Source organism: Bacteroides timonensis, assembly GCF_000513195.1.
Taxonomy (GTDB): Bacteria; Bacteroidota; Bacteroidia; order Bacteroidales; family Bacteroidaceae; genus Bacteroides; species Bacteroides timonensis.
Genome location: NZ_CBVI010000094.1, coordinates 25,200 through 48,351, shown reverse-complemented (window position 1 = coordinate 48,351; position 23,152 = coordinate 25,200). Strand labels below are relative to the sequence as shown.

The 23,152-nt window shown below is 43.6% G+C and carries 22 protein-coding genes and 2 pseudogenes; 11 read left to right on the top strand and 13 right to left on the bottom strand.

From position 1 onward, the window contains the following. Positions 1–3 precede the first annotated feature (3 nt). On the bottom strand, positions 4–1,533 hold the full coding sequence (locus BN161_RS17810; RefSeq protein ID WP_044268903.1) for a lipopolysaccharide biosynthesis protein: 1,530 nt from the start codon (positions 1,531–1,533) through the stop codon (positions 4–6). 102 nt (positions 1,534–1,635) lie between these two features. Between BN161_RS17810 and BN161_RS17805 the strand changes: the two genes are divergently transcribed. From BN161_RS17805 to BN161_RS17780, 6 genes are all read left to right on the top strand, one after another. After that, complete coding sequence (locus BN161_RS17805; RefSeq protein WP_044268900.1) at positions 1,636–2,775, top strand: glycosyltransferase family 2 protein; 1,140 nt, start codon at positions 1,636–1,638, stop codon at positions 2,773–2,775. Continuing rightward, complete coding sequence (locus BN161_RS17800; RefSeq protein WP_044268897.1) at positions 2,762–3,634, top strand: glycosyltransferase family A protein; 873 nt, start codon at positions 2,762–2,764, stop codon at positions 3,632–3,634. The genes BN161_RS17805 and BN161_RS17800 overlap by 14 nt, the downstream gene beginning before the upstream one ends. A gap of 7 nt (positions 3,635–3,641) precedes the next feature. Next, positions 3,642–4,625: a glycosyltransferase gene (locus tag BN161_RS17795; protein ID WP_044268893.1), complete on the top strand. Its 984-nt coding sequence runs from the start codon at positions 3,642–3,644 to the stop codon at positions 4,623–4,625. Further along, a complete protein-coding gene (locus BN161_RS17790) occupies positions 4,622–5,680 on the top strand; it encodes a glycosyltransferase family 2 protein (protein WP_044268890.1) in 1,059 nt (352 codons plus the stop codon). Before BN161_RS17795 ends, BN161_RS17790 begins: the two co-directional genes overlap by 4 nt. A gap of 8 nt (positions 5,681–5,688) precedes the next feature. Continuing rightward, positions 5,689–6,591, top strand: a complete 903-nt coding sequence (locus BN161_RS17785; protein ID WP_044268962.1) for a glycosyltransferase family 2 protein — start codon at positions 5,689–5,691, stop codon at positions 6,589–6,591. Positions 6,592–6,696: 105 nt separating this feature from the next. Continuing rightward, positions 6,697–7,872: a glycosyltransferase family 4 protein gene (locus BN161_RS17780; RefSeq protein ID WP_044268886.1), complete on the top strand. Its 1,176-nt coding sequence runs from the start codon at positions 6,697–6,699 to the stop codon at positions 7,870–7,872. A 273-nt stretch (positions 7,873–8,145) separates the two neighbouring features. Here the strand turns inward: BN161_RS17780 and BN161_RS17775 are convergent, their stop codons facing one another. From BN161_RS17775 to BN161_RS17760, 5 genes and pseudogenes are all read right to left on the bottom strand, one after another. After that, positions 8,146–8,595, bottom strand: a complete 450-nt coding sequence (locus BN161_RS17775; protein WP_044268882.1) for an N-acetylmuramoyl-L-alanine amidase — start codon at positions 8,593–8,595, stop codon at positions 8,146–8,148. Further along, entirely contained in the window at positions 8,592–8,687 is a 96-nt protein-coding gene (locus tag BN161_RS29915; protein ID WP_149934701.1) for a smalltalk protein, read from the bottom strand. Before BN161_RS29915 ends, BN161_RS17775 begins: the two co-directional genes overlap by 4 nt. Positions 8,688–8,726: 39 nt before the next feature. Further along, positions 8,727–9,227: an HU family DNA-binding protein gene (locus BN161_RS17770; RefSeq protein ID WP_044268879.1), complete on the bottom strand. Its 501-nt coding sequence runs from the start codon at positions 9,225–9,227 to the stop codon at positions 8,727–8,729. A gap of 292 nt (positions 9,228–9,519) precedes the next feature. Continuing rightward, positions 9,520–10,662, bottom strand: a pseudogene (locus BN161_RS17765) (ATP-binding protein); the annotation flags it as partial. A gap of 256 nt (positions 10,663–10,918) precedes the next feature. Next, positions 10,919–11,312, bottom strand: a pseudogene (locus tag BN161_RS17760) (IS982 family transposase); the annotation flags it as partial. A gap of 121 nt (positions 11,313–11,433) precedes the next feature. On the opposite strand from BN161_RS17760, the gene BN161_RS17755 reads away from it, so the two are divergent. Both BN161_RS17755 and BN161_RS17750 read left to right on the top strand, forming a co-directional pair. After that, a complete protein-coding gene (locus BN161_RS17755) occupies positions 11,434–12,516 on the top strand; it encodes a helix-turn-helix domain-containing protein (protein ID WP_081743737.1) in 1,083 nt (360 codons plus the stop codon). 141 nt (positions 12,517–12,657) lie between these two features. Continuing rightward, positions 12,658–13,380, top strand: a complete 723-nt coding sequence (locus BN161_RS17750) for a head GIN domain-containing protein (RefSeq protein WP_167332552.1) — start codon at positions 12,658–12,660, stop codon at positions 13,378–13,380. Positions 13,381–13,407: 27 nt separating this feature from the next. On the opposite strand, the gene BN161_RS17745 is transcribed toward BN161_RS17750, so the two are convergent. Beyond that, positions 13,408–14,217 (bottom strand): MBL fold metallo-hydrolase, encoded by an 810-nt coding sequence (locus tag BN161_RS17745; RefSeq protein ID WP_044268868.1) that lies wholly within the window; start codon positions 14,215–14,217, stop codon positions 13,408–13,410. Positions 14,218–14,624: 407 nt separating this feature from the next. Here BN161_RS17745 and BN161_RS17740 point away from each other — a divergent pair, with 407 nt between their 5' ends. The 3 genes from BN161_RS17740 to BN161_RS17735 all read left to right on the top strand — a co-directional run bounded on the left by BN161_RS17740 (position 14,625) and on the right by BN161_RS17735 (position 17,397). Further along, complete coding sequence (locus tag BN161_RS17740; RefSeq protein WP_044268866.1) at positions 14,625–15,716, top strand: helicase-related protein; 1,092 nt, start codon at positions 14,625–14,627, stop codon at positions 15,714–15,716. 140 nt (positions 15,717–15,856) lie between these two features. After that, positions 15,857–16,057 carry a DEAD/DEAH box helicase family protein gene (locus tag BN161_RS28165; RefSeq protein ID WP_052356321.1) on the top strand — a complete coding sequence of 67 codons (201 nt, stop codon included), beginning with the start codon at positions 15,857–15,859 and terminating at the stop codon, positions 16,055–16,057. Positions 16,058–16,071: 14 nt separating this feature from the next. Next, on the top strand, positions 16,072–17,397 hold the full coding sequence (locus tag BN161_RS17735; RefSeq protein ID WP_052356320.1) for a DEAD/DEAH box helicase: 1,326 nt from the start codon (positions 16,072–16,074) through the stop codon (positions 17,395–17,397). Positions 17,398–17,533: 136 nt separating this feature from the next. On the opposite strand, the gene BN161_RS17730 is transcribed toward BN161_RS17735, so the two are convergent. The 6 genes from BN161_RS17730 to BN161_RS17710 form a co-directional block, all read right to left on the bottom strand. Further along, positions 17,534–17,779, bottom strand: coding sequence for a DUF4248 domain-containing protein (locus BN161_RS17730; RefSeq protein WP_044268862.1), 246 nt, complete (start codon positions 17,777–17,779; stop codon positions 17,534–17,536). 62 nt (positions 17,780–17,841) lie between these two features. Then, positions 17,842–19,656, bottom strand: coding sequence for a DnaB-like helicase C-terminal domain-containing protein (locus tag BN161_RS17725; RefSeq protein WP_044268861.1), 1,815 nt, complete (start codon positions 19,654–19,656; stop codon positions 17,842–17,844). Between the two features lie 180 nt (positions 19,657–19,836). Next, a complete protein-coding gene (locus BN161_RS17720; RefSeq protein WP_044268860.1) occupies positions 19,837–20,787 on the bottom strand; it encodes a DUF7833 domain-containing protein in 951 nt (316 codons plus the stop codon). 309 nt (positions 20,788–21,096) lie between these two features. Further along, positions 21,097–21,255, bottom strand: coding sequence for a hypothetical protein (locus tag BN161_RS29910; protein ID WP_167332551.1), 159 nt, complete (start codon positions 21,253–21,255; stop codon positions 21,097–21,099). A gap of 140 nt (positions 21,256–21,395) precedes the next feature. Further along, the gene (locus BN161_RS17715) at positions 21,396–22,016 is read right to left on the bottom strand and encodes an acyltransferase (RefSeq protein WP_044268856.1); all 621 of its coding nucleotides are present in this window, start codon (positions 22,014–22,016) and stop codon (positions 21,396–21,398) included. Further along, positions 21,991–23,139 (bottom strand): glycosyltransferase, encoded by a 1,149-nt coding sequence (locus tag BN161_RS17710; RefSeq protein ID WP_044268853.1) that lies wholly within the window; start codon positions 23,137–23,139, stop codon positions 21,991–21,993. The genes BN161_RS17715 and BN161_RS17710 overlap by 26 nt, the downstream gene beginning before the upstream one ends. Positions 23,140–23,152: the final 13 nt, after the last annotated feature.

The window sequence follows — 23,152 nt, the reverse complement described above, 5'->3', positions numbered from 1 at the left end:
ACTTTACTTCCTAAGTATACGTCTTGTGAAAGAACGAATACTGGGAGATACTATATAGAGTAAAATATAAGTCGAGAGGGTATAGCTTATTGTGAGTATTACTCCATAGATAATCCAGTGTCCGAAAGACGTTTCTGGTGCGAAATAATCTTTTGGAAAGAGGTAATAGCATGTCACTCCGGTAAATAAAAGAACGAATAAATGTTTGCAATAATTGACCCAATAGTGAGCAACTGTTTTTTTGAATCCTTTGCTGTATAGAAAATAAGGTTTCCAAATACAAACAATAAGCAAAGAACTGACAATTCCTCCTGTTAAGACTCCAGGTAATCCCCACAATATACCTCCTACAATTGCTACAGGTAGATTAATCCCAATTTCCACTATTGGGGCCCATGTGTCATAAAACAATCCATAACCAAATAGAAATTGATCAGTGGCTCCTCGGGTATAGCCAATAAAAGCGTTTAGAATAATGAGGAATAATACATGTTGGGACAATATGTATTCTTCTCCTAACCATAATGTGATAAAAGGTGCTGTTAATAAGAATAGGGCGAATGAAACAATGCCAGCTATCAGAAAACGCCCACTAAGTAGCTCCCAGAAAACCTGAATAATTTTTTTTTGATCTCCTTCGGCTATTAAGTTGCCTACGCCCGCACTTGTGCTACTCCATAAATTTTCCAATAATTGGGTAATCTTGCTTATGATAAGTGTATAGTTACCATAATACGCCACTGTTTTTAAAGAAACAAAGGCGTAAATTAAAAAAGGTACAGTCTGATACTGGGCAAAGGCTCCTAGCTTATGCACAAAAAGCTGTTTTGTATACCGCATTACCTCTGGATATTTTTTGAATAAAACTTTGCCATGTTTTACTTCACTTCTTAACCATGGATATACTTGGCGGATTTTCCAGTTCAAGATGATAGCACATATAATGCCTGAGAGTAGTTCTATAATTAGCCAAAGATAATAATTGCTTGTATAATACGCTATCCATATTTGAAATATGGTTTTCAACATTAGAGTGCTTTGGAAATAAGCTGTTACTACATAATTTTTTTGGTCAGCTCCCAGTAAAGTCATTTTGTAGTTAGCAAAATAGCCGATCAATGAAGATGCCAGATATGAGAAGAATGCAAAATAGATAACTCGTAAATCGAATACTCCATGGGGAAAAATAAGGGGTAAAAGGCATGCCATAATGCAGCCGGTTCCTAAAATAATAACGCCTATCCAGCGATAGATATAGCCAAATACTGCTATGATTTCATTAATTTTTTCTTCATTACGTTCGAAGAGTGGTTTATAAAGTACGTATCCTATGGCAGAGCCTATGCCTAATTCTGCCAAATTGAGAAATCCTAATAGATTACCCAAGGTTCCTGTCATACCCATAAAATTCGCTCCCAAATTATCCAGAAATATTTTTCGGGAGAAAAAAGAGAGTACTAAAGCCAGAAAGTAGAATAAAAGATTTACTCGGGCATTAAGCAAAGATTTTTTAGTGCGTGATTCTCGTTGCATGTTTTTTTGATACTTGTGGGCAAAGATATATATTTTTGTTTATCTTTGCCATTAGAAAGAATGTTTTTCTGTGTTTACCTGTTTCTCAGAATATGTGAACCTATGATAGATGAAAAATTTCCGTCAGAAGAGTATCCTGTAATTTCGGTTATTGTACCTGTGTATAATAAGGAGGATGTATTGGCAAGATGTGTGGAAAGCATCTTGGGACAATCTTTTGCTACTTTTGAGCTTATATTAGTAAATGATGGAAGTACTGATTATTCCGGTGTCCTCTGCAATGAATTGGCTATCCATGATGTTCGTATTCGTGTTCTTCATCAGAAAAATAGTGGTGTAAGTGCTGCGCGTAACAATGGCCTTGACTGTGCGAAAGGGAAATACATTGTTTTTATAGACCCGGATGATTGGGTAAAAGAGGATTATCTGTATCATTTATTAGACTCGGCTTCAGGTAAGAGTGGACGCGGATTAGTGATACAAGGTTTTTTGAAATATATATCAGATGAGGAATCGTATGCTTTACGTGGTATGAAGTTTGAAAAGTTATATGCTGAAACACTGGATGAAATAAGGCGGTTGATTGCAGGACAGGATTTAGGAAAATGTGGATTTCCCTTTTCTAAATTATACAATAAGAGCCTATTGGATGATTATCATATTCGCTTTGATGAGCGAATTTATTTTTGTGAAGATCTTCTGTTTATGTATGATTACTTATTACATATTGATTTTTTGGTTTTAGGAGACTCGCAAGATTATGTATATGTAGTGTACCCTTCCTCGCTCTCAGCAAAACTTCATGGTTTTGATATGCAATATTTATGTTTTGTGGAATATCAGCAACGGTTATCTGCAATAGCTTCGCAGTTTAAACTTTCTTGGAGCGCATTTCCGCTATTGACAAATGCTATGATGGAAGATGTTTTCGAAAGAGCTTTGAAGACTGATTACCAGTCTTATCATGCTGAGAGAATTATCCAAAAAGAGAGATTGGTACATTTGAAACATTTAGTGGATAATAATTATAATGTGATATACCAATATTATCATCCGGTGTGTAAGAGTGATTGTCTTGGCAAATTTTTTTTAGTTTGGCGCTGTTATCGTATTTATGATATATACATGTGTGTTTTGTTTTGGTTAAAGTTTGTTCCTGTATACTATGGTCCGATAAGGAACAATGTGAGGTTTCAAGAATCTAAAAAAGTAATTAGGAGGAAAGAAGATGGCTTGGTATGACAAATATCGAACAGCTTTTGAATATCCTTGGCAGGACATTCCGTCTGAGGTGAGGTTGGAAATAACTACTAAGATGAAATCCTTTCGTGCCGTAACAGATCCGGAATGCTCTGTTGTACTGATTGCTCATAATGAAGAAAGGCATATTCTTGGTTCACTTTGGTCTTTGGTTGATAATATATGTGATTTTTCTGTTGAGATATTGGTGGTTAGTAATAATTCTACAGATGCTACTGACCGGCTTTTAGAAGAAACTGGTGTTTGCTGGTTTCGTGAGGAAAAAAAAGGACCGGGGTTTGCTCGCCAGTGTGGATTAAATCATGCTCGTGGGAAATATCATATTTGTATAGATTCTGACACTTTATATCCCCCTTATTACATAGCTATGCATGTATATAATTTGCGAAAACCGGAGGTTGTTTGTACATATGGCTTATGGAGCTTTTTGCCGGATGAACATCATCCTAAATTAGGACTATTTCTTTATGAATCGTTGAGGGATATATATATATGCCTGCAAAATATAAATCGACCGGAGTTATGTGTCCGTGGAATGGTTCTTGCTTTTAGAACAGAATTCGGCAAAATGGTCGGATATAGAACAGACATAATTCGTGGTGAGGATGGAATGATGGCATTGGAACTTAAAAAATACGGTAAGTTAAAATTGATAAGAAGCCGAAAAGCGAGAGCAGTTACTAGCTGTGGTACTTTAGATGGAGGAGGTAGTTTGTTTAGGAATATTTGGTGTCGTTTTATAGGAGTAATGAAAGGCATAGTATATTTGTTTACTACGGCTAGTGAATATAAAGACAGAGATTCTAATTTGATTGATAAGAATAAGATAGAAGAAGTATAGCTATTCTATGGAAAAATGGTTAAGTTTCATTGTACCGGTTTATAATGCAGAAAGGTATTTGCCGGAATGTATAGACAGTTTGTTGAATCAAAACTTTCCACAAGATAAATATGAAATAATTTTATTTGATGACTCTTCTGTGGATGGAAGTTTGTACATAGCAAAGGAATATGCGCAAAAGTATTCTAATATACGCGTATTTACTCACATTAATGCTGGAACTTCTGAGACTCGAAATGCCGCTTTGGAGAATGCAGTTGGAGAATATGTTTGGTTTATAGATAATGATGATCATATAACCATAGATATTCTTCCTATTCTACATGGGTATACGCAGAAATATAATCTGGATATATTAATTTTTGATGCTATAAGGTTCAAAGGAGAAATACATTGGAAGATGGCTGATTTTGCAATAAGGGATACTCCTGTATTGAGCGGGCAAAATGCATATCTTGGTTTTTATTATGACGTAGTTCCATGGAATAAAATTTTTCGTCGTGAGTTTCTGAATGTCAATAAATTGCGTTTTTTTCAGAAATTAGCGGAAGATTGTGAATTGAGCACACGTTGCTTTTACCATGCGCAGAGAGTGAAAGCGGTAGCTGTGGATGCTTATTATTATCGTATTATAGACCAGTCTGTCTCGCATGATGTAAAAAATAAGAAAAAGTATATTTATTATTTACTAGAATGTTTGAACAATCATTTTAAGTATATGATAGCTGGACATCCGGCACAAAAATTCTGGATGCGTGCTTTTGTGCATGATATACGTAGAATACATATATGGTTGGAGGGGGAGGGATGTACATCACGAGAAAGGTATGATTTTATTCAGAAAGAAAAAGTAATATTGAAAGAAATAATGAAGCATCTTTCAATATTTTTATCTATTGATTTTATTGTTTTATTTATAGCCTCATTTTCACCGTTTTTTATCTTAAAAGCACAACGAATTTTACGGACAGCAAAAAAAATATTGAAATGAAAGAACTTCCTTTAATTACATTAGGAATCCCTGTTTATAATGCAGCAGATCTTATAGAACGTACTCTTTTGTCTGCTTTTGCTCAAACATACCCTAATATTGAATATATTTTAGTAGATGATAAAGGAAATAGTATGGATATTGTTCACAGTGTGGTAAATAACCATTCACGTGGTAATGTTGTACGCATTATCGATCAAATATATAATCAAGGTACTGGTGCGGCTCGTAATGCTATTGTGAACCATGCAAATGGAGAATATCTTTTTACCATGGATTGTGATGATGTAATTGTACCGGAATGTATAGAAATATTGTATCGGAAGATGCAAGAGCATCCGGTTGATTTTGTTGCGGCTTCATTTGTGCGGAAAGATTTGGAGGGCAATGTTTATCCTGGCGGATGCCAATACCCTGACCTTTTGGTTGAGGGGGGAGAACATGCGGTAGTGGAATATCGTTATGGTCAAAGACAAAATATATTTGTTGCAACCTGGAATAAATTGTATCGTACAGATTTTTTGCGGCAGAATAATATTCACTGCATTCCACATTTTTTGATAGATGATCCTTGGTTTACTTATCAGGTTATTTTATGTGCCCGTTCATGTCGGTTGATACCCGATTGTACGTTGATTTTTACTTATAATCCCAGTTCTGTAACCAGTGTTAAGGAGCAGGCGGGCTATACAGACTTTCATGTAGAGCAATATATTGAGACAGAAAGACTAAAAGCGAATTATATGCGTCCTTTTGCCGGGGAGAAATTCTACTCGGGTTTATTGATAGACACGATGAGGATAAGCATTTATCATGCTTATAGGGCATGTGCTTCATCTGCTATTTCTTCAAAGCAGAAGAACAAGTTAGTGAAGAGTTTGTTAAAACGTCGTTTTGTCTATCCTGCACGTTTATACAGAGATAAAAATACAGTTATTATGCTTTCATACGCTTTTCTGTATGCCTGTCCTCCATGGATGAAGTGGGGGATAATACGAATTATGGTGGCATTGGATTTGAGACGAAGATTGAAAGATATTATTCACTTTGAGTAAGAATGGCTATGGTATCAATTATTACTATCAATTATAATGGCTGTAAAGATACTTGTGAGTTGATAGCTTCTTTAAAACGATATGAGACGTATCCTCATGAAATCATTGTTGTGGATAATGCCTCTCAAGAGGATGATGCTAAATACATACAAGTGGCCTTTCCTGAGGTTACAGTGATAAGCAGTAAACATAATTTGGGCTTTGCAGGTGGAAACAATTTAGGTTATCAGTATGCTAAAGGAGAGTTTATTTTCTTCTTAAACAATGATATGATAATAAAAGCTCCTGTGCTGCAAGCCATGGTTAAACGGCTTGAGGATAATAGATGGGCAGGGGTGTCTCCTTGTATTGCTTTCTACTTTGATCCAGAACAGTTACAGTATTATGGTTACCAAGATCTTACTTCGATTTCCCTACGACATACTACTGAATCTTTTGAACCTGCTCGCCGTGAGCAGTTTCTAGAGCCAAAAGAGACAGAAGTGCTACATGGCGGAGCCATGATGGTGCGGCGTGATGTAATAGAACGAGTAGGGCTGATGACAGAAGTGTATTTCCTGTTTTTTGAGGAATTTGATTGGAGTCGTCGGATGCGTGAAGCGGGATATCGCCTGTTCTATGAGCCTGCTTCTGTCGTTTATCACAAAGAAGGTATGAGTATACCTAAAGTAACTCCCTTGCGGGAATACTATTTGATGCGCTCACGTATGATTTATGCTCGTAGAAATAGCAAAGGGTTGAGGAAGTTGCTTACATGTTCATACTTATTGTTTTTGGCTATTCCCAAAAACAGTTTTCTTTGTTTACTAAAAGGAAGGTGGGACTTGGTAAAAGGTATTTGGAAGGGAGGACTTTCCGGATTGTTTTTACATTTGGATTTGAGTTGTAATATTACTGCCAAAAAGGGTTGATGTTAATTCGGTATCTCAGATGTTTGTTCATCAGAAAAGTTATTATAGGCCTGATATTATAGCAAAAGATAGTGATTCTTTATTATTGGATAAAGTGAAAAATGTATGGTGTGTCATGAACCTTTAAAAATAGTCTATTGTAATCCTTCATTACATATAGCTGGTGGAATTGAACGTGTCTTATCTGTAAAAGCAAACTATTTTGCAGAAAATTTGGGATATGAAGTTCATATTGTAATAACTGATGGTAAAAAGAAAGAACCATTTTTTGATTTGCATCCTTCTATTAAAGTACATCAGCTTGACATTAACTATGACGAATGGCTTCCACCTTATCGTCGTTTTTTTTGTTTTCTTCAGAAAAGGAAATTACATATAAAGCGTTTGAATAAACTTTTGGCTCAAATACAACCTGATATAACTATCTTGCTTGTAAGACGTGAGGTTAGTTTTGTTCATCGGATGACAGATAGTAGTATCAAAATTGCGGAAAACCATATTGATAAAAATAGATATCTAACTTCTATCAATCCTTTACTGGCAAAATATGTACCTCATTTTTTATTGGAGTATTGGAAAGCACAATATATAAAGAAAGTAAAGAGTTTAGATAGATTTGTCGTATTAACATCTGAGGACAAGCAATCCTGGGATGAATTAAAAAATGTGATAGTCATTCCCAATCCTTTAACTTTTTTGCCTGATAAGATTTCTTTATGTACTTCTAAGCAAGTAATAGCTGTTGGTAGATATGAGAGACAAAAAGGTTTTGATATGTTGATTTCTGTTTGGAAGAAAGTGACGATGAAATATCCTGATTGGATTTTACGAATATTTGGTGATGGTTCGCTACGCGGAGAGTTGGAATTGCAGGTAATACAAGAAGGGATTACAAACAATTGTTTTTTGGATTTTCCTGTTAAAAATATAGCTGATAAGTACGCTGAAAGTTCAATATCTGTATTGAGCTCACGTTTTGAAGGTTTTGGCTTAGTTATAATTGAGGCTATGTGTTGTGGTCTCCCTGTTGTTTCTTTTGAGTGTCCTTGTGGACCACGAGATATAATAAGGGATCAAGAAGATGGTATACTAGTTGAAAAAGGGAATGTTGAAAAAATGGAACAAAGCATTCTCCGGTTGATAGAAAATGAAGAGGAACGTAGACAAATGGGAAAGAATGCTTTGCAGAATGTTCAGCGATATCATATGGAAAATATTGTGGTTTTGTGGAAAGAACTATTTGAAGAACTATTACAACATAATACTCAGTTGAGTAAATGACTCATCTAATCAACTACTGAACTATAAATTTCTCATTAAAATAAAGTATTGAGAATATATGGAGATCGTTAGTGTCGTGAGCAGTTGGAACAAAAAATTACAGGATTGAAATTAAATAAAGATTATTCTTTTTAGAATATTCAGAAACTGATATTGCTGGAAAATTCCAAGAAAGTTCTATTTATATGAAAACACTAAAGAAGAAAGGAGAGGTTCGTTAAAGAGGTTGGTAGAACGAGTAAATAAGAAAGAGGGGCGTTCCCCCTCTTTCTGTCACCAGCTTGTAATAAAGCTTTTTACCTCGAAGCACGGACACTCCTTCGTCCACTCCATCGGCTCCACTTCACCATTCCCATTGACATCCGGACTCAAATCCCGATGCCCCACAACCCTTGCTTCCGGATAATCCATCTTCAAAGCCCGTACCAGTACCCGCAGTGAATGCCTTTGCCATTCCGTCCGGGTATCCTTTGCCAGCCCGTGGCAATCCAGACCACCCTCATAGCAAATTCCGATTGAATTTGCATTGTGTCCACGCGCGTGGGCACCGACCCTCTCGACCGGGCGTGTGGACTTGATATCACCGTTACGGCGAACGTAGAAATGATAGCCTATGCCATCAAAACCGCGAAGGCGGTGAGCGGTTTCCAGGTCCTGTTCGGTAAAGGGGCGGTCCTCGCGCGTGGCGCTGCAATGGATCACAATTAAATCGATCCTTCTCACAGGTTCATCGCATTTGCGCTAAAAGCGCCGATTACGGCCGAAGCCACCGCGATGATTACTTTCAAAATCTTGTCCCAAGTCGTTTTTTTCATAAAGATTAAGAGATTAGTGATGAATGTTTAGTGATTACCCTATCCCAGCGGATTCTCCTCCAGACCTCCGCCGCCACCGGAAGAAGAACCGCCACCGGTGGACGAACTGCTGTCTTCCGCCACCAGTTCGAAGACGATGTTGTTCGGTCCTCCCTTGGTGGTGGCAATGCTGTCGTTTGCCAGTCGCAAGGTGTTTGCCACCTTGAAACGGATATTGACACGTTCGATATTCTTCACCGTACAGTCTTTTGCCACTTCGGTGGCACGACATTTAAAGGTGGTGTGGAAAATCCCGAAGCCGTCCAGACGGACACTGTTGCCGTCGGTCATCGTCTGGCGCATTTGGCGGACGATGGCTCTGCCGACGTGCACCACGTCTTCGGCCGACATTCCGCCCAAGGCTTCAATGTCTTGGGCGATGCGTTCAAGGTCGAAGATCTTGGCGTCTTTCGGTTTGCGTTTCAGGGTGTAAACCATCGGCGATTTCGCGTCGCCGATTTTCTTGTGGCGTTGTGTGCGCACTACTAAAGCATTTGACATAACTTTGTGATTTTTTAAATTAAATGAGTAATAAAATCTCCGGAGCGGGGGAGGAGACAGGGACTTCTTTCGCTCCGGTGAAACAAAGATACGTCAGGCGGACGGCGCGGCGAGGGGTTCCGTGAGGTTTCGTGAGGTTCCGTGAGGATAAATGAGGTTAACGGAGGTTATGTGAGGTTTCGTGTAGTCCCCAAAAAATAACGAGGTACGGAGGGGTTTTATTCCTCCGCTTGTTTTTATTACTCAATCTTCCATCCGTCAATGCTTCTTTTCTCCAGCGAGAAGTTCACCCCGATTCATCGCTCTTCACCGGCATATAATAGGGCGCTAAATACTTGATGAACCCCTCCGCCACTTCCTTGTTGGGGAATCCCAGCCGATAGATGTCGAATTCCTCGTCATATCCTTTTATCGTCAGATACCCGCTTTGATAGATCACCGCTATTGGATTGTCCTTGAACGACTCCACATCGGTCAGAGTTTTTGCAGTGACCCCCTCATCGGTCAGGTTTGGCAGGCGGAAGTCGTTGTCCTTCAATAGTTTCACGAGGTAGGAGGGCGTGCCTGTCTCGAACCAGTAACTGCCGAATTCTTTTGAACGGAATGTATTCATCAGACTGAAGGGATTGTATAAGTCGGTTCCGTTTCGCAGGAAGTGATAGCCGTCGTATCGTTCTTTCAGTTGTTTGCAGGCTTCATCGTAAGTGATGCCGTAGTTTTCCGCTATTTCCCGGAGCGGCTCTTCAAAATAAGTGTGTATCTCTTCATCGGTTATTCCGCAGATGCTTTGGAACTGCCTGTCCATCGAAAGGTCGATGAGGTTGTTCAGGTCGCTGAACACGCTTACCTTCCCGAATTTAGTCACTCCTGTCAGCAGTCCGAAGCGTATGTACCTGTCCTGCGTCTTCATCACCGAATAGAATGCCTTGAGCGTGTTTCGGTATTCGTCCTGCAACTCCTTGTTGCCGAGTGTCTGGAGTATGGGTTTGTCATATTCGTCCACAAGGATGACCACTCGCTGTCCGGCCTTCTCGGCGGCACGCCTGATAATGCCCTTGAAGCGCAGCTCCGGGGTTACTTCGCTTGGCGAGCTTCCGTACAAATCCTCCCAAAAATGCAGGGTGTCGTTCAGCACATCGTCAAGGCTGCGCTTTTCGTCATATTTGCCCGTGTTCAGGTCCAGATGCAGAATGGGGTATTTCGTCCAGTCCTTTTCCAGTTTCTCTATGGCAAGTCCCTCGAAGAGTTCCCGATGTCCGCTGAAGTAGGCTTCGAGCGTAGAAATCAGCAGGCTTTTTCCGAATCGGCGCGGGCGGCTCAGGAAGTAATAGCTGCCTGTGTTAGCCAGTTGATAGATCAATTCGGTCTTGTCCACATAGACATATCCATCCTTGATAAGGCTTTCAAAACTCTGTATTCCGATAGGGTATTTCATACGATTCAGCTTTGTTTTGTGACAAAGTTTTACAAAATCTCTGGAATAAACGAATAGAAAGGGATAAATGGCACTGAATGGCTTATTAATAAAGCAATTGCGGTGACAAGCGAAGCCAATAGAGAAAAAGGGAAAACGCAAAGAAAAGCGGATTTAGGAAGCAGTTAGGTTTTCAAATCATTACCCGTTCAAATGTGACATTTAACAGTCTCCGTACCGTTTGCGCTGCTCTGCTTAGGTTTGCTTATCAAGGTTTAACACGTTGATTACGGCATACACGAAGCGGGGTGGAATCCACGAAGCTAATGCCGGTACATGTACCCAATAGCACTTGCTTGATGAAGATGGTTAATGGAAACAGGACTTCTTTTTCCAATTCCACAAAACGGTTGTACGATACATGGTGTGGAAAAAGATGTGTCAAATGTTTGCAAACATATTCCTTGTAATAATGCTTGAAACATCTGAACCTTCCCGAATGGAACAGGATAAGGATAACCATTATTTCCGCATCATTCATACGGTTCGGTTTGTTCCGATGCTTATGAGTCGTATCTTCAACCATATATTTTTTTCTGTTGCAACGTAAATTCCTTGCAGAAATCATCCGCCATATAATAAATCTCTGTAATTTTAGCCTCTGAGAACATAGTGATAATCGTTTAAATGTTATATTTAAGCACTATAAATTTAATACTTTTATCGCTATGTTCATAATAATCAAGATAATAAATTTAATCTTATATCGAACTCACGTAAAATAGATTGTAAATGATGAACCCCCTGTCAGTTATACTATATTCCATCTTTTTGCCCCTTTGCATCATAGGAATCCTTCAGTTCGTGCAACGCCCTTGCAACAAGGCCAATCGACATCTGGGTATAGCCATGTTGCTCGTGGCACTGGGTGTATTCCAGAATCTATACTTTATGGAGCCACCAAGCACACGCATTCACGTAATATTGTTATTGCCACTGAACCTAACCTTTCTGCCATATTACTTTTCCATCAGGTATATAGAGGCGTTTTCGCAGCAGGAATTGTTCCCCAAAAGGTTTGTCTCTTCCATAAAATACCTGGCTATAGGCGAAATTGGCGCTCACCTCTTGCCGATAGGCGTCATTCTCTTTACGGGTGAGTACTCACGGGCCATCCTGGATTTCTTGTTTCAAATAAGAAGCATTTGCTTCTTGGCGTTTATACTATTTGTCATTGCGGGGGCTGTCAAGGCGAATGCCAACATTAAAAACGTGCATACACAGGAAGGACTCGACCGGAAAATATACAACGGAATACGCCTATTCATCATGATGACCGTGGTACTTTCCATTTTACTGGGCATCTCGATAATAATTCCATTGATGGTGGCAAGGGTAGATAGATTAATCTTCTATATTCCTCAGATTATGATAGGCTTATATTTCATCGGCTGGGGAGGGTATAACCTAATCATCAATCAAAGCATCGCCACAGTGTTTGCCGAAGAATACAGAGAGGTCCGGAAAGCCGAGAATCCATATTACACACAGCTCATATCGCTGCTGGAAAGCGAAAAGATATACCGGAATCCCAATTTGAGAATCTCCGACGTTGCAGAGCGGCTGTCCATCTCTCCCAACTACTTGTCCCGGATTATCAACGAGACATCGGACGACGGCTTCAGTGAGCTGGTCAACCAATACCGAGTGGCGGAAGTGATAGAAAGAATCAGAAACAGGGAATACCACAACAAGACAATCATCAGTTTGGCAATGGAAGTAGGCTTCAGTTCCAAGTCCACCTTCCAGAGTGTCTTCAAGAAGGTGACGGGAAAGACACCATCCGAGTATAAGGCAGCGTCCGAAAAACAATAATCCGTAGTCCGGAATTCTATGAACAAGTCCAATATGCTGATACAAAACAGCATATCGGACTTGTCTGTTTTAGGTTTCATTGTTTTGCGGCAGGTTTTAGATTTCCTTTGCAGTGAAATTTTAATAATCAAATTTACAACAATGAAACAGTTTCTTATTTTAGCCTTGTCGCTATTGGCAATTTCTTGCTCAGAAGACGACTATGATGTAACTCCATCGGGAGTATTGACATCTGAAAACCGAGAAGTCACATCTTCTTTCTCGAAGATTGAAGCTTCCAATGGTTTTACTCTCAACATTTCACAGGGCGGTTCTGCGCCCCTGCTTGTCCAAGCAGACAATAACGTCATTCAGTATATTGAAACTTATGTGACCGATGGCACATTAATACTGAAAATCAAAGATGGCGTACACATATCGGGCAACAGGACAAAAACGGTAAATATCACGCTGTCTGTCGATGAGCTGAACGCGCTTACCACAACCGGAGGCTCAAGAATCTTATTCTCATCTGTCCTGAATCAAGACATTCTGGATATCAGCACAAGCGGCGGCGGTTCCATTTCGGGGAGTGTCAGGTGCTCGGAAATGTCGCTGAATATCTCCGGCGGGGGAACTGCCGATATAAACGGCACTTGCGAAACCTTGAACTGCAACTTGACAGGAGCCAGCGGCCTACATCTTTTCGGATTGGAAACGGAGGGCATCAATATGGATATAAGAGGCGGTTCCACAGCAGAGCTGTATGCCGATAGAAGCATCCATGTCATAACCGCATCAGGAGGCAGCAGGATATACTATAAAGGAACGGCTCAAGTGGTGACATCGAGCGTTACCGGAGGATCGACTATCTCCAAACTATGAAAAAGGGGGCACCTTGCAGAGGCATCCTCAAAGCAACAGCCTCTCCAAGTCATCGGGCACGCACACCGTTCCGCTGAACTCTGCCGACGCCTCTGCCGTATATCGCTGCTTGCGGCTGTCCAGCGTGCGGTCTTCGGTGTGATAGAGCAGCAGATGCTTCACGCCGAGCTGCTCTGCCAAGCGTCCGGCATCCATGGCCGTGCTGTGGTGCTTCTCGTAGGGCTTGAAGGTCTCGCGGTCTTCGTAGAGACAGAACGCCTCACACAGCAACCAGTCGGCACCTGCCACCTGCTTGCGGTTCAGTTCGTTATAAGGCTCGTCGCCCAGGCACGCCACGGTCTGCCCGTCAGGCAAGGAGGCACGGAAGCCGTACTGCTTCTCCTTGGTGGAAGCGATGTCAAAGCATTGCAGGCGCAGGTCGCCCACTGAGAAGCCGTCACCGTCCTTCACCTCGCAGAACTCAATTTCCTTGTTCAGCCGCGCCACAATCTTACAGGGAAGCGTCATGCGGCATATCCACTCCAGCACTTGGAGCGACTTGTCGTGACCATACACGCGGAGCGTGCCCGTGTAGCGTCCGGCGTTGATGCGCTGGGCTATCATGCGCACCACCCACACTGCACCCAAAATGTGGTCCGTGTGGGCATGGGTGATGAAAAGGTGATGCACGTCCTCCAGCTTCACCTCCGCCTTCTCCAGTTGGTTCAGGATTCCGTTTCCACCGCCCGCATCCACCATCAGCAGGGCGTTCTCCGTCTTCAGCACGAAGCAAGTGTTGTAGCAGCGGGTCACAGTGGCATTGCCCGTACCCAGCATAATCAGTTCGGTATGGCTCATCTTTCTATTGCTTTTTTGAGTGTGCAAAGCTACTTCAATTCCTCCTCTCCTCAAACTTTTTCTCCAAGAAATAATTCGGCAATCGGCCAAGAGAGGAAACAGGGGAATAATCTGTTTACAGACAGAATGTTATGGGTTTATTCCGATTTATCGCTGATAAACCTCCAATTTAGTGCCGCTAAACTGACGGTTTATTACCGTCAAACCGAGGATAGACTGATAGCACGACTTTCCTCCTTTACTTTTTATTCAAACGAGCAAGGATAAACCGACAAAACCACTATCTTTACACTCAAATCGGGCTGCCAATGACCTAAGAGAACAATTGAAAACAACATACGAAACTCCTTCGCTATCTTATAGGCTTTGGTCAGCCTCGCAGGGATAGCGAGGGCATCAAAAACGAAATGTCGGAACTGCAAGCGTTTCGCGACCTCGCTGTTAAGATTAAGCGCAACAGCAAAGCCGAGCATCTTTTCAAGGCTCTTACCAAAGGCTTTGAAAAGTTGAAAGAACTTGGTGCACCGCAGAAAGTTCTTATCTTCACTGAATCGAGGCGCACGCAGGAATATCTTTACGAGTTGCTCGAAGAACGTGGTTACAAAGGAAAAGTGGTGCGTTTCAATGGTACGAACACCGACAAACAATCCACCGCCATATACAAGGCATGGCTCGAAAAGGATAAAGATAGCGACAAGATTACCGGCTCGCCTACTGCCGACCGCCGTGCCGCCATTGTCGATTTCTTCCGTGAGGAAGCCACCATTATGATTGCTACCGAGGCTGCCGCCGAAGGTATCAACTTGCAATTCTGCTCGCTCATAGTCAACTATGATATGCCTTGGAATCCGCAACGCATCGAGCAACGTATCGGGCGTTGCCACCGTTACGGACAACAATTCGATGTGGTGGTAATCAACTTTCTCAATATCAAGAATGAAGCCGACATTCGTGTGTATCAGCCGCTCTCGGAAAAGTTCCAACTTTTCGATGGCATCTTCGGTGCAAGCGATGAGGTGTTGGGTACGATAGGCAACGGCGTGGACTTTGAAAAGCGCATTGCCGACATCTACAATTCGTGCCGCACACCGCAAGAAATCAAACAGGCATTCGATGAACTGCAAGCCGAGTTCCAAGAGCGTATCTCTGGCAATATGTTGGCGGCACGAAGTTCGCTGCTTGAAAACTTCGATGAGGAAGTGGCGCAGAAGCTGCGCATCAACTTCAAGGAGAGTGCGGCAAGTCTTACAAAATTCAACAAGGCTCTTTGGCTGCTCACCCGCTATGCGTTGCGAAACACCGCTTGCTTCGATGAAGAAGGTAACGAGGTGTTCCCCGATGTGGCGCAACATCTGTTTGGGCTTTATGCCGCCGAACAAGTCGGGGCTATTATCAAGCCGGCTAAGGTTATCAACCTATACGATGGCATCATTGCCCGACAACGAGCTGTCCTTATTGAGGAAAATGCTCGCCAATCCCCCGGTGGTGGTGACAGGTGACAATTACGAAAAGCACCGCAATCAAGGAACGGCTATCCCCGGTTTATTAAGCCCCGTTGAGATAAACATCTTCAATATCTCGAATATTTAACACCGAGAATAAGTCGAGCAAAAAAGGAGGTCAGACGGTCGCACCTCGCATGGGACGACTGTCGGAATACCTCAGTGAATCGTATTACGACTATCTGTCTAATCTACCCGATCTTGTTATTTTGATGGACGAGGCACACCGCTACCATGCCGATGCTTCGAGAAAGGCGGTCAATGAATTGCGCCCGGTTCTCGGACTTGAAATGACAGCCACACCGACCGATGAAAAGGGTAAGTCGTTTAAAATATAGTCTATGAATACAACTTGGCACAAGCGCTCGCAGGTGGAAAATATGTGAAGAACCCGACTGTTGCCAAGCGTAAGGACTTCAAACGCGGCAATCTGTCGGATATAGAGCTTGACACAATCAAACTCGAAGATGCCGTTTCTGTACACGAAAAGGCGAAACTCCACTTGCAGATGTACGCCAAAAACAACAATGTGCCGTTGGTGAAACCATTCATTTTGGTTGTCTGCCGAAACATCAATCATGCCAACGACACTGTTGCACTGCTTGAAAGTGATAGTTTTTACGAGGGTCGCTACAAAGGCAAAGTGTTGCAGATTGACAGTTCAACGAAAAAGGACGAAGAAGTTGAGCAACTTTTCGTTTCATTGGAGAAACCCGATAACAAGATAGAGATTGTTGTGCATGTCAATATGCTTAAGGAGGGTTGGGACGTGACCAATCTTTATACTATTGTGCCACTTCGTGCAGCAGATGCTCCTATACTCGTTGAGCAGTCAATCGGTCGTGGGCTGCGTTTGCCTTACGGCGGTCTGCGTACAGGCAATCCCGAAGTTGACAAACTCACGGTAATCGCCCACGAAAATTTTGAGGCTGTAATCGCCAAAGCGAATGACCCGAATTCCATTCTCTCCAAATTGTCGTTTATCGAACTTAATGAGGACGAGAATGTTGTGCCGGGCACTACTATCGTTACGGCTCAGACACAGCAGGAGGCTACGATAGCCAATTTACAACAGAAGGTTGCCACCGCCCCCACCGAACAAGAGCAGAAGCGGGCGCAAGCGAACATTGACGCGCGGCGTGCCGTATGGCAAGTGCTTGAAAAACACAATGTCACTGTAAAAAGTACAACCCAGCTCTTAACTAACGAGGAAACACAGAAAGTGGAAGAAGCCGCTGTCGCCTATATACAAACCAATGCCGCCACGTCAAATTCACTATTCGCACAAAAAGAAGCAGAGGAGCAAATCGCACAAGTCAAGCAGGTACTGAAAGTGGTTATCAGTGAATTTGTGGAAAACGTGATACCCATTCCACGTATCACTATTCTGCAAGACGAGGTAAAAGCCATATATAATTGGTTTGACCTTGACACCTCGAAAGAGAGATTCAAATACCAGTACATTAACCCGGAAATTATCCGTATGGGGCTGGTTGACAAAATGGTTGAGACTTTCTCTGTTTCAGAAAGCGGTGCGCTTTCTCACTCTCCAAGAAACCAGATTGTCAGCGAATTGATCAACTATGACGACATCGACTACGACAATTCAAGGCAGAACGCAGCAAATAGCACAATTGCCAAGTCATTACCTCCGAAACGGGTAATTCTTCTAAAGTGATTTGTATAAGTCACTAACAAAAGTCTTCCGGAATTAGGGAAATTTTTTGGGTCGGCAACAACTTTGTGATTATTATACTCTACTTTCGGCATACGGACAAGGGAACAAACTTGGCCCCTTGTTCCTCGTCCCTTTTCTAAGGCTCGCCGAAAACATTGACTATGGCTTGTACCTGGGCGGGAGTGTAGTTCCTGCCCGTGCGGCTCATTCCCATTTCCAGCAGGCGTTGTTCCAGTCCGGGCGCTTTGCGTATCCAGGTGTTGAAGCGGTTGACTGCTGCCTGTTGGGTCACTCCGTGAATGTAGCACATGGCCAGTTCGCCTTTCCCGTAGCTGCGTATCAGGAAGCAGACTTCTAAGATAGAATCATCAGTTTTCATCATACTTTAATTTGAATAAATTGTTCCTTTTTGTGAGTCTATTATCTCTACAAATATACTGAATATTAATCAAATAGACAACCTTCTTCTGTAATGTTTTTCAACCAATTTCCATTGTCGAACACCGTGTTCACCGGTCCCGGTTTGTCACCGTCGGGACGGTGCACGATATCCTCCTCGCAGGGCCAGTAACGCCCGTTGATGCGGTTGTAGACGAACTTGGCGCAGGTGTTGGCGCTGCCCAGATGCTTAAACCTCACTTTGTCGATGTAGATGGTGACGATTTCTTTCGCGTCATTCCGGTCTATGGTAAAGCAGAAGTCGGCCATATTGCCGAAGTTGGCGGAACCGTTGATGTCATTCATCTCCACCCGCCGCAGTTCGCCGTTGGTGGTGTTGCGGTTCACCTTGCGCGGATGCGCCACGAGGATGACGAGGCACTTGTGCTGCAGGGCGAAGCGGCTCAGCTTGTTCAGCAGCGAGGTGATGTATTGCAGTTCCGTTTGTCCCGGTTCCAGCTGCTGGTCGATGCGGTTCAGCGGGTCCACGACAAGGATGCGCACTCCGCGGCGGCGCACCAGTTGGCGGGCCTTCTCAAGAATGCAGTCCACGGTATAGCTTCCCGAGTCCGGCAAGATGTGCGTCACGTTGTCTGTCAGCCAGCGCGTCGTCCGGTTGTAGAGGGCTTCCGTCATGCCCGGTCCGGGGCGGAAGGGATGTCCGGTCAGCTTTTCGGCGAGCTTGGCCAGATGGTATTCCATCGGCATGTTTTCGGGACTGAAGAAGCCGATTTTCCATTCGTGGCGCAGGCAGAGGCGCAGGACGAGTTCGTCGATGAATTCCGATTTTCCCTCGCCGGTGCGTCCTGTCCACACCGCGAGGCGCCCCGTCTCAAAGGTGCAGTTTTCGTCCAGGTTGTCCCAGCCCGTTTCAGCGCCCCGTTGCAGCCCGTTTTCGAAGAGCGTGCGGAGAGGCTCCTGACGGTCTTCGGCGGTAAAGACGCCCTCCAGCGGGATTTCTTCGGCCTGTTCCAGCGTGATGAGCAGACTTTCCGCGCCATACTTTATCAGGTGCTCGTTGGCGTCTTTGCATTCGGGGCCGAAGTGCACCAGGCGGCAACGGTCCGATCCGAGGCGTCGCACCAGTTCCTGGCTCAGTAACCGTCCGGAGCTGTCCTCGTCGACGGCGATGTAGATGAGCTTCTTGGGTTCGAAGTGGCTTTCTACGAAGCGGTCCATCCAGCCCAGGTTGCTTTGCGCGCCGGCGGGCACGGAGATGACGTCCTTGCGGCCGACGGTCATGAAGGCGGCGGCGTCGAATTCGCCCTCGGTGATGATGCATTCCGGGGTGTCCAGTATGGCGTCGATGTTGTAGGGGATCAGCTCGGCGCCCTTCACCATCATGAAGTGCTTCCGGCCGCTGCGATACTTGGTGTTGACGAGCGTGCCGCCTTCGAAGTAGTTGAAGCAGAGGCAGTTCTCCTCTTCGCAGCTTTCGGGCAGCCTCACGCGTTCTTCGGTGATGCGCAGGTCGGTCAGCAGGTGTTGCGCCAGGCAGCGTTCCTGCGTCCAGTATTGCTCCAGCTTCTCGCTGAGGGTCGTGCGCTTGGGGTCGAAGACGGGGCGGCGGAAGTGGGAGGGGAGCTTGCGGGCACGGTTGTAATTCTCTTTCCGCTGCTGGCGTTCCCGTTCTTCGGCATCGTCGGGCACGTAGAGCTTGTAGCCGCAGTGGTGGCAGTAGCACACGCCCTTGTCCAGGTCGATGGAGAGGGATTTGTTGCCTTTGTGTCCGCGGGTGTCGTTGCACTGGGGGCAGATGGTCTTTACTTTTCCGCTGGTGCGGCCACGGGTGTCGATGCCGTGCTGATGGAAATTTCTCATTTTTGTTGAATTATTTAAGATTTATTTTCGTTTGGAAATGCCACACTTCAGTGGCTCGAATGCCACATTTCAGCGTCTCGGATGCCGCACTTTGTGGGGGCGGATGCCGCACTTGGATGGGCGTGAGGTGTGGCATTTGCCTTGCTGAGGTGTGGCGTTTGCCTTGTTCGGGTGTGGCATTTACGATCTCCATGAATTCGTGGTTTCATTCCAGAAAGCGGTGTTGTCCGGCCGGGGCGGGGCATTGTCGGGGATGGGGCAGCCCAGGTAGGTGCGTCGGCCGTCGATGCGCTGTTCGTAGCGGTAAGGGTCGGGCGGAGCGGCGGACTGTTGCTTGGCGTCGAGTGCCAGAAGGGTTGCGTACAGGGCTTGCGAAGTGCGCTGTCCGGGATTTGTGAAATTCACGAAATAGCGGCGCGCATCGCTTTCGTTCAGCAGGTTGCGCCATTTGTCGTAGATTTCGATATGCTTCTTGAAGCAGTCCACGGCCGCCCCGATGTGTCGCATCAGCAGTTCTCCGTAGCCGCTGTGCATGCAGGCTGCTTCCAGCCAGGGCGTTCTCACGGCCAGTCCGTCCACTACTTCCCGCCAGGGACGTATGGGATTGAAATTGACATCTTCAGCGGCAGCAGTTTCTTTTTCTTTTATTGCTGATGTTGTTATATCTTTTATATTCTCTTTAAATACTTCACGGCTTGTTTCTTTATCGGTGCTGGTATTTAGCGCGTTAGCTTGTTTTTCGTTCGAATTTTCCGTTTTTTCCTCTGCGGTTTTTTGCCGATTTTCGTCATTTTTTGCATCAGCAACGGCATTTGCTCTATCACTTTTTGCCGTTTTTTTCTCCTTCTTTTTCACCGGATTCAGTTCTTCGGGACTGAAGGATCCGTCTTCTTCGAGTACGAAAAGCTGGAAGTTGCGGATGATTTTCTCCATGTAGGCGAGCGTCAGTCTTTTGCTCGTGGAAGAGCGCAGATATTTCAGTTGCGCTCTGGCGTCGGGCAGCATGGATAGTTTTTCGATGATGATCCAGTAGGTTCCTATACCTCTGGGGCCTTCCTCGTCGAAGAGTTTTTTCATCCGCGGGTCGTGCATGGCCATGAGCTGGTGCTGCAGGTAAAAGTTTCTTTTCATTCTGAATTGTTTTTATTCGTTTATTGTTCGTGGGAAAAGGTTGCGCAAAGCGGAGTTGCTTGGTGTGGCGACAGCGTTTTTTCGTAGCGTTTTTCTCTTAGCGACAGCAAAGATAATCATTGATAATACGGCTGGAATGTGCGGTCTTGTCCGTTTGTTCCGTTGTCAGAATAATCGTGAAAGCGGTTTTGTCGGGCAAGACCGCACATCTTGAAAAAAGAGATGATTTATTATTCCTTAACGTTTGGTGGGGCTCTTGCGCTGAAATGCGCATTGCGATTATTATACACAAACATCTGTCTGTCAGTCTTATTCGCCTTTTTTGTCTGGGGTGTGCCTGAAACGGTGGGTGACATCGCGAAGGGTTCCTAACATTCGCTCCATGCGCGTACTGATGTTGCCTTTGTCTTCCAGTAACTTCTCTATGCCCCGGGCAAAAAGTTCCAATGCGACAAATTCCAGTTTCATGTGTTCGGTCTCGGTTTGGACACTGAAAATTTCTACACCATTCTTGTTGGTGATGGATAAATTAAATGAATTTTTTCATAAATTTGATATTAATAAAATAAAAAGTGGCAAAGGTATAAAAAAGTGGGGAAAGGAAGAGATTATTTTACAGATATCCATTTCTTTTGATCGAAATCGAAGTTCTTTATTACTCTTGCGGGATTTCCTACTGCTATACTATAGTCAGGTATATCTTTGGTAATCACACTGCCGGCACCCACGACAACATGTTTTCCTATATTTACACCTGCTGTTATTACAGAATTGGCTCCTATCCATGAGTCATCTCCTATTTGTATAGGTGTGGTTGTCACTCCCTGTTGATGTATGGGGAGTTGAGGATCTTCATAGCGGTGGTTCAGGCCGGATATTGCGATATTTTGCGCCAGTATCACGTGGTTTCCTATTTGTACAGGTCCAATGATGGTGCAGCGCAGCCCAATGCGCGTATGATCTCCGATTATGACATCACCCACGCCATTGTCTACTATCGTGTATTCTTCGATGGTGCTGCGCGTTCCCAAGTGGAATCGGTTGATGGGGGATACGTTCATCACTGTCTGTCGGCGGATGACAGCTTTTTTGCCATGACGAAATACGAACGGATTGACCAGCCATTTTACCCATAGACGGGGACGGGCATTGCTGAACATCATTCGATGGAGACGTGCTTTCAGGTTTGGATTTTCCTTGAGTCTATCTTTTATTTCTTGCAATGTCATAGTCTTCGATTATTTTTAAAATTCGTCTTACGCCATATTCCCATGTATGGGTTTGAGAAAAAATGATACGGCGTTTCTGTAATGTGGGCGAGTCAGTTTTAAGTGCATTGGCGATAGCCCTTTTGTATTCATCAACTGATGAACATAAGTATACATAATCTTTGAAGAACTCCATAGTTCGGGTACGGGTAGCCACGACAGGTTTTCCCATAGCTAAATACTCATCTATTTTTCGTGGATAATTTCCAATAGTTACTTCGTTTACTATCTGAGGATTCATGCATACATCCATAAACCGAATATAGGCTGGCATTTGTTCTGGTGGACGAATTCCTGTAAAGTGTGTATTAGGAAGATTATGAATACGATGATTTTGAAAAACTTCATCTTCTGGTCCGATGAATATAAAAGTGTATTGAGGACAATCTAAAGCTATCTTATATAATAATTCTATATCAAGGCGTAGCGAATATATTACTCCTGTATATCCAATGATAGGGTGTGGCAAAGAAAGGTACTCTTTCGGCAAAACATAATTTGCATCGGCATGATAGGCTGATAAATCCACACCTTGCCCGACATTATGAACTTGGGTAGTTGGGAGATAACTGCGTACATATTCTGCCAATTCCTCAGAGTTGCACATTACTAAGTCGCTTTTTTGAATGAGTGCAGGTTCCAAACGTCGGATATGGCGTTTCCAATAAGGTACGGCATGAAGATTGTCACGCCGATAGTAAATATATAATGAGGCATGTAGATATGTGCGGGCATAAAAACTACGATATATATCATTGTCGCAGAAATGTATGATATTTTGAAATCCAAGCTGCTTAGCTGCTTGATTGACGGCATGAAAAATTAATTTATTATTGAAGCGGTTTGCGAAATCAAAAAGAAAACCGTCCGGGAGTTTATTAACTGGTAGTATTGTGAAATTACAGTCAAGCACCCATAAATTCTCTTGGATGGTACGTAGCTTTGAATGAGAATGCCGGGAAGGAACAGGGGTGTTAATAAACAAAACACGATGTTGTCTAGACAGTTCCAATGCAATATCTTTAGCATTAGAACCAATGCTGAATTCCCAAGTCTGAAGCGCCGTGATAATGAAGTCTGCCATAAGTACTGGTGTT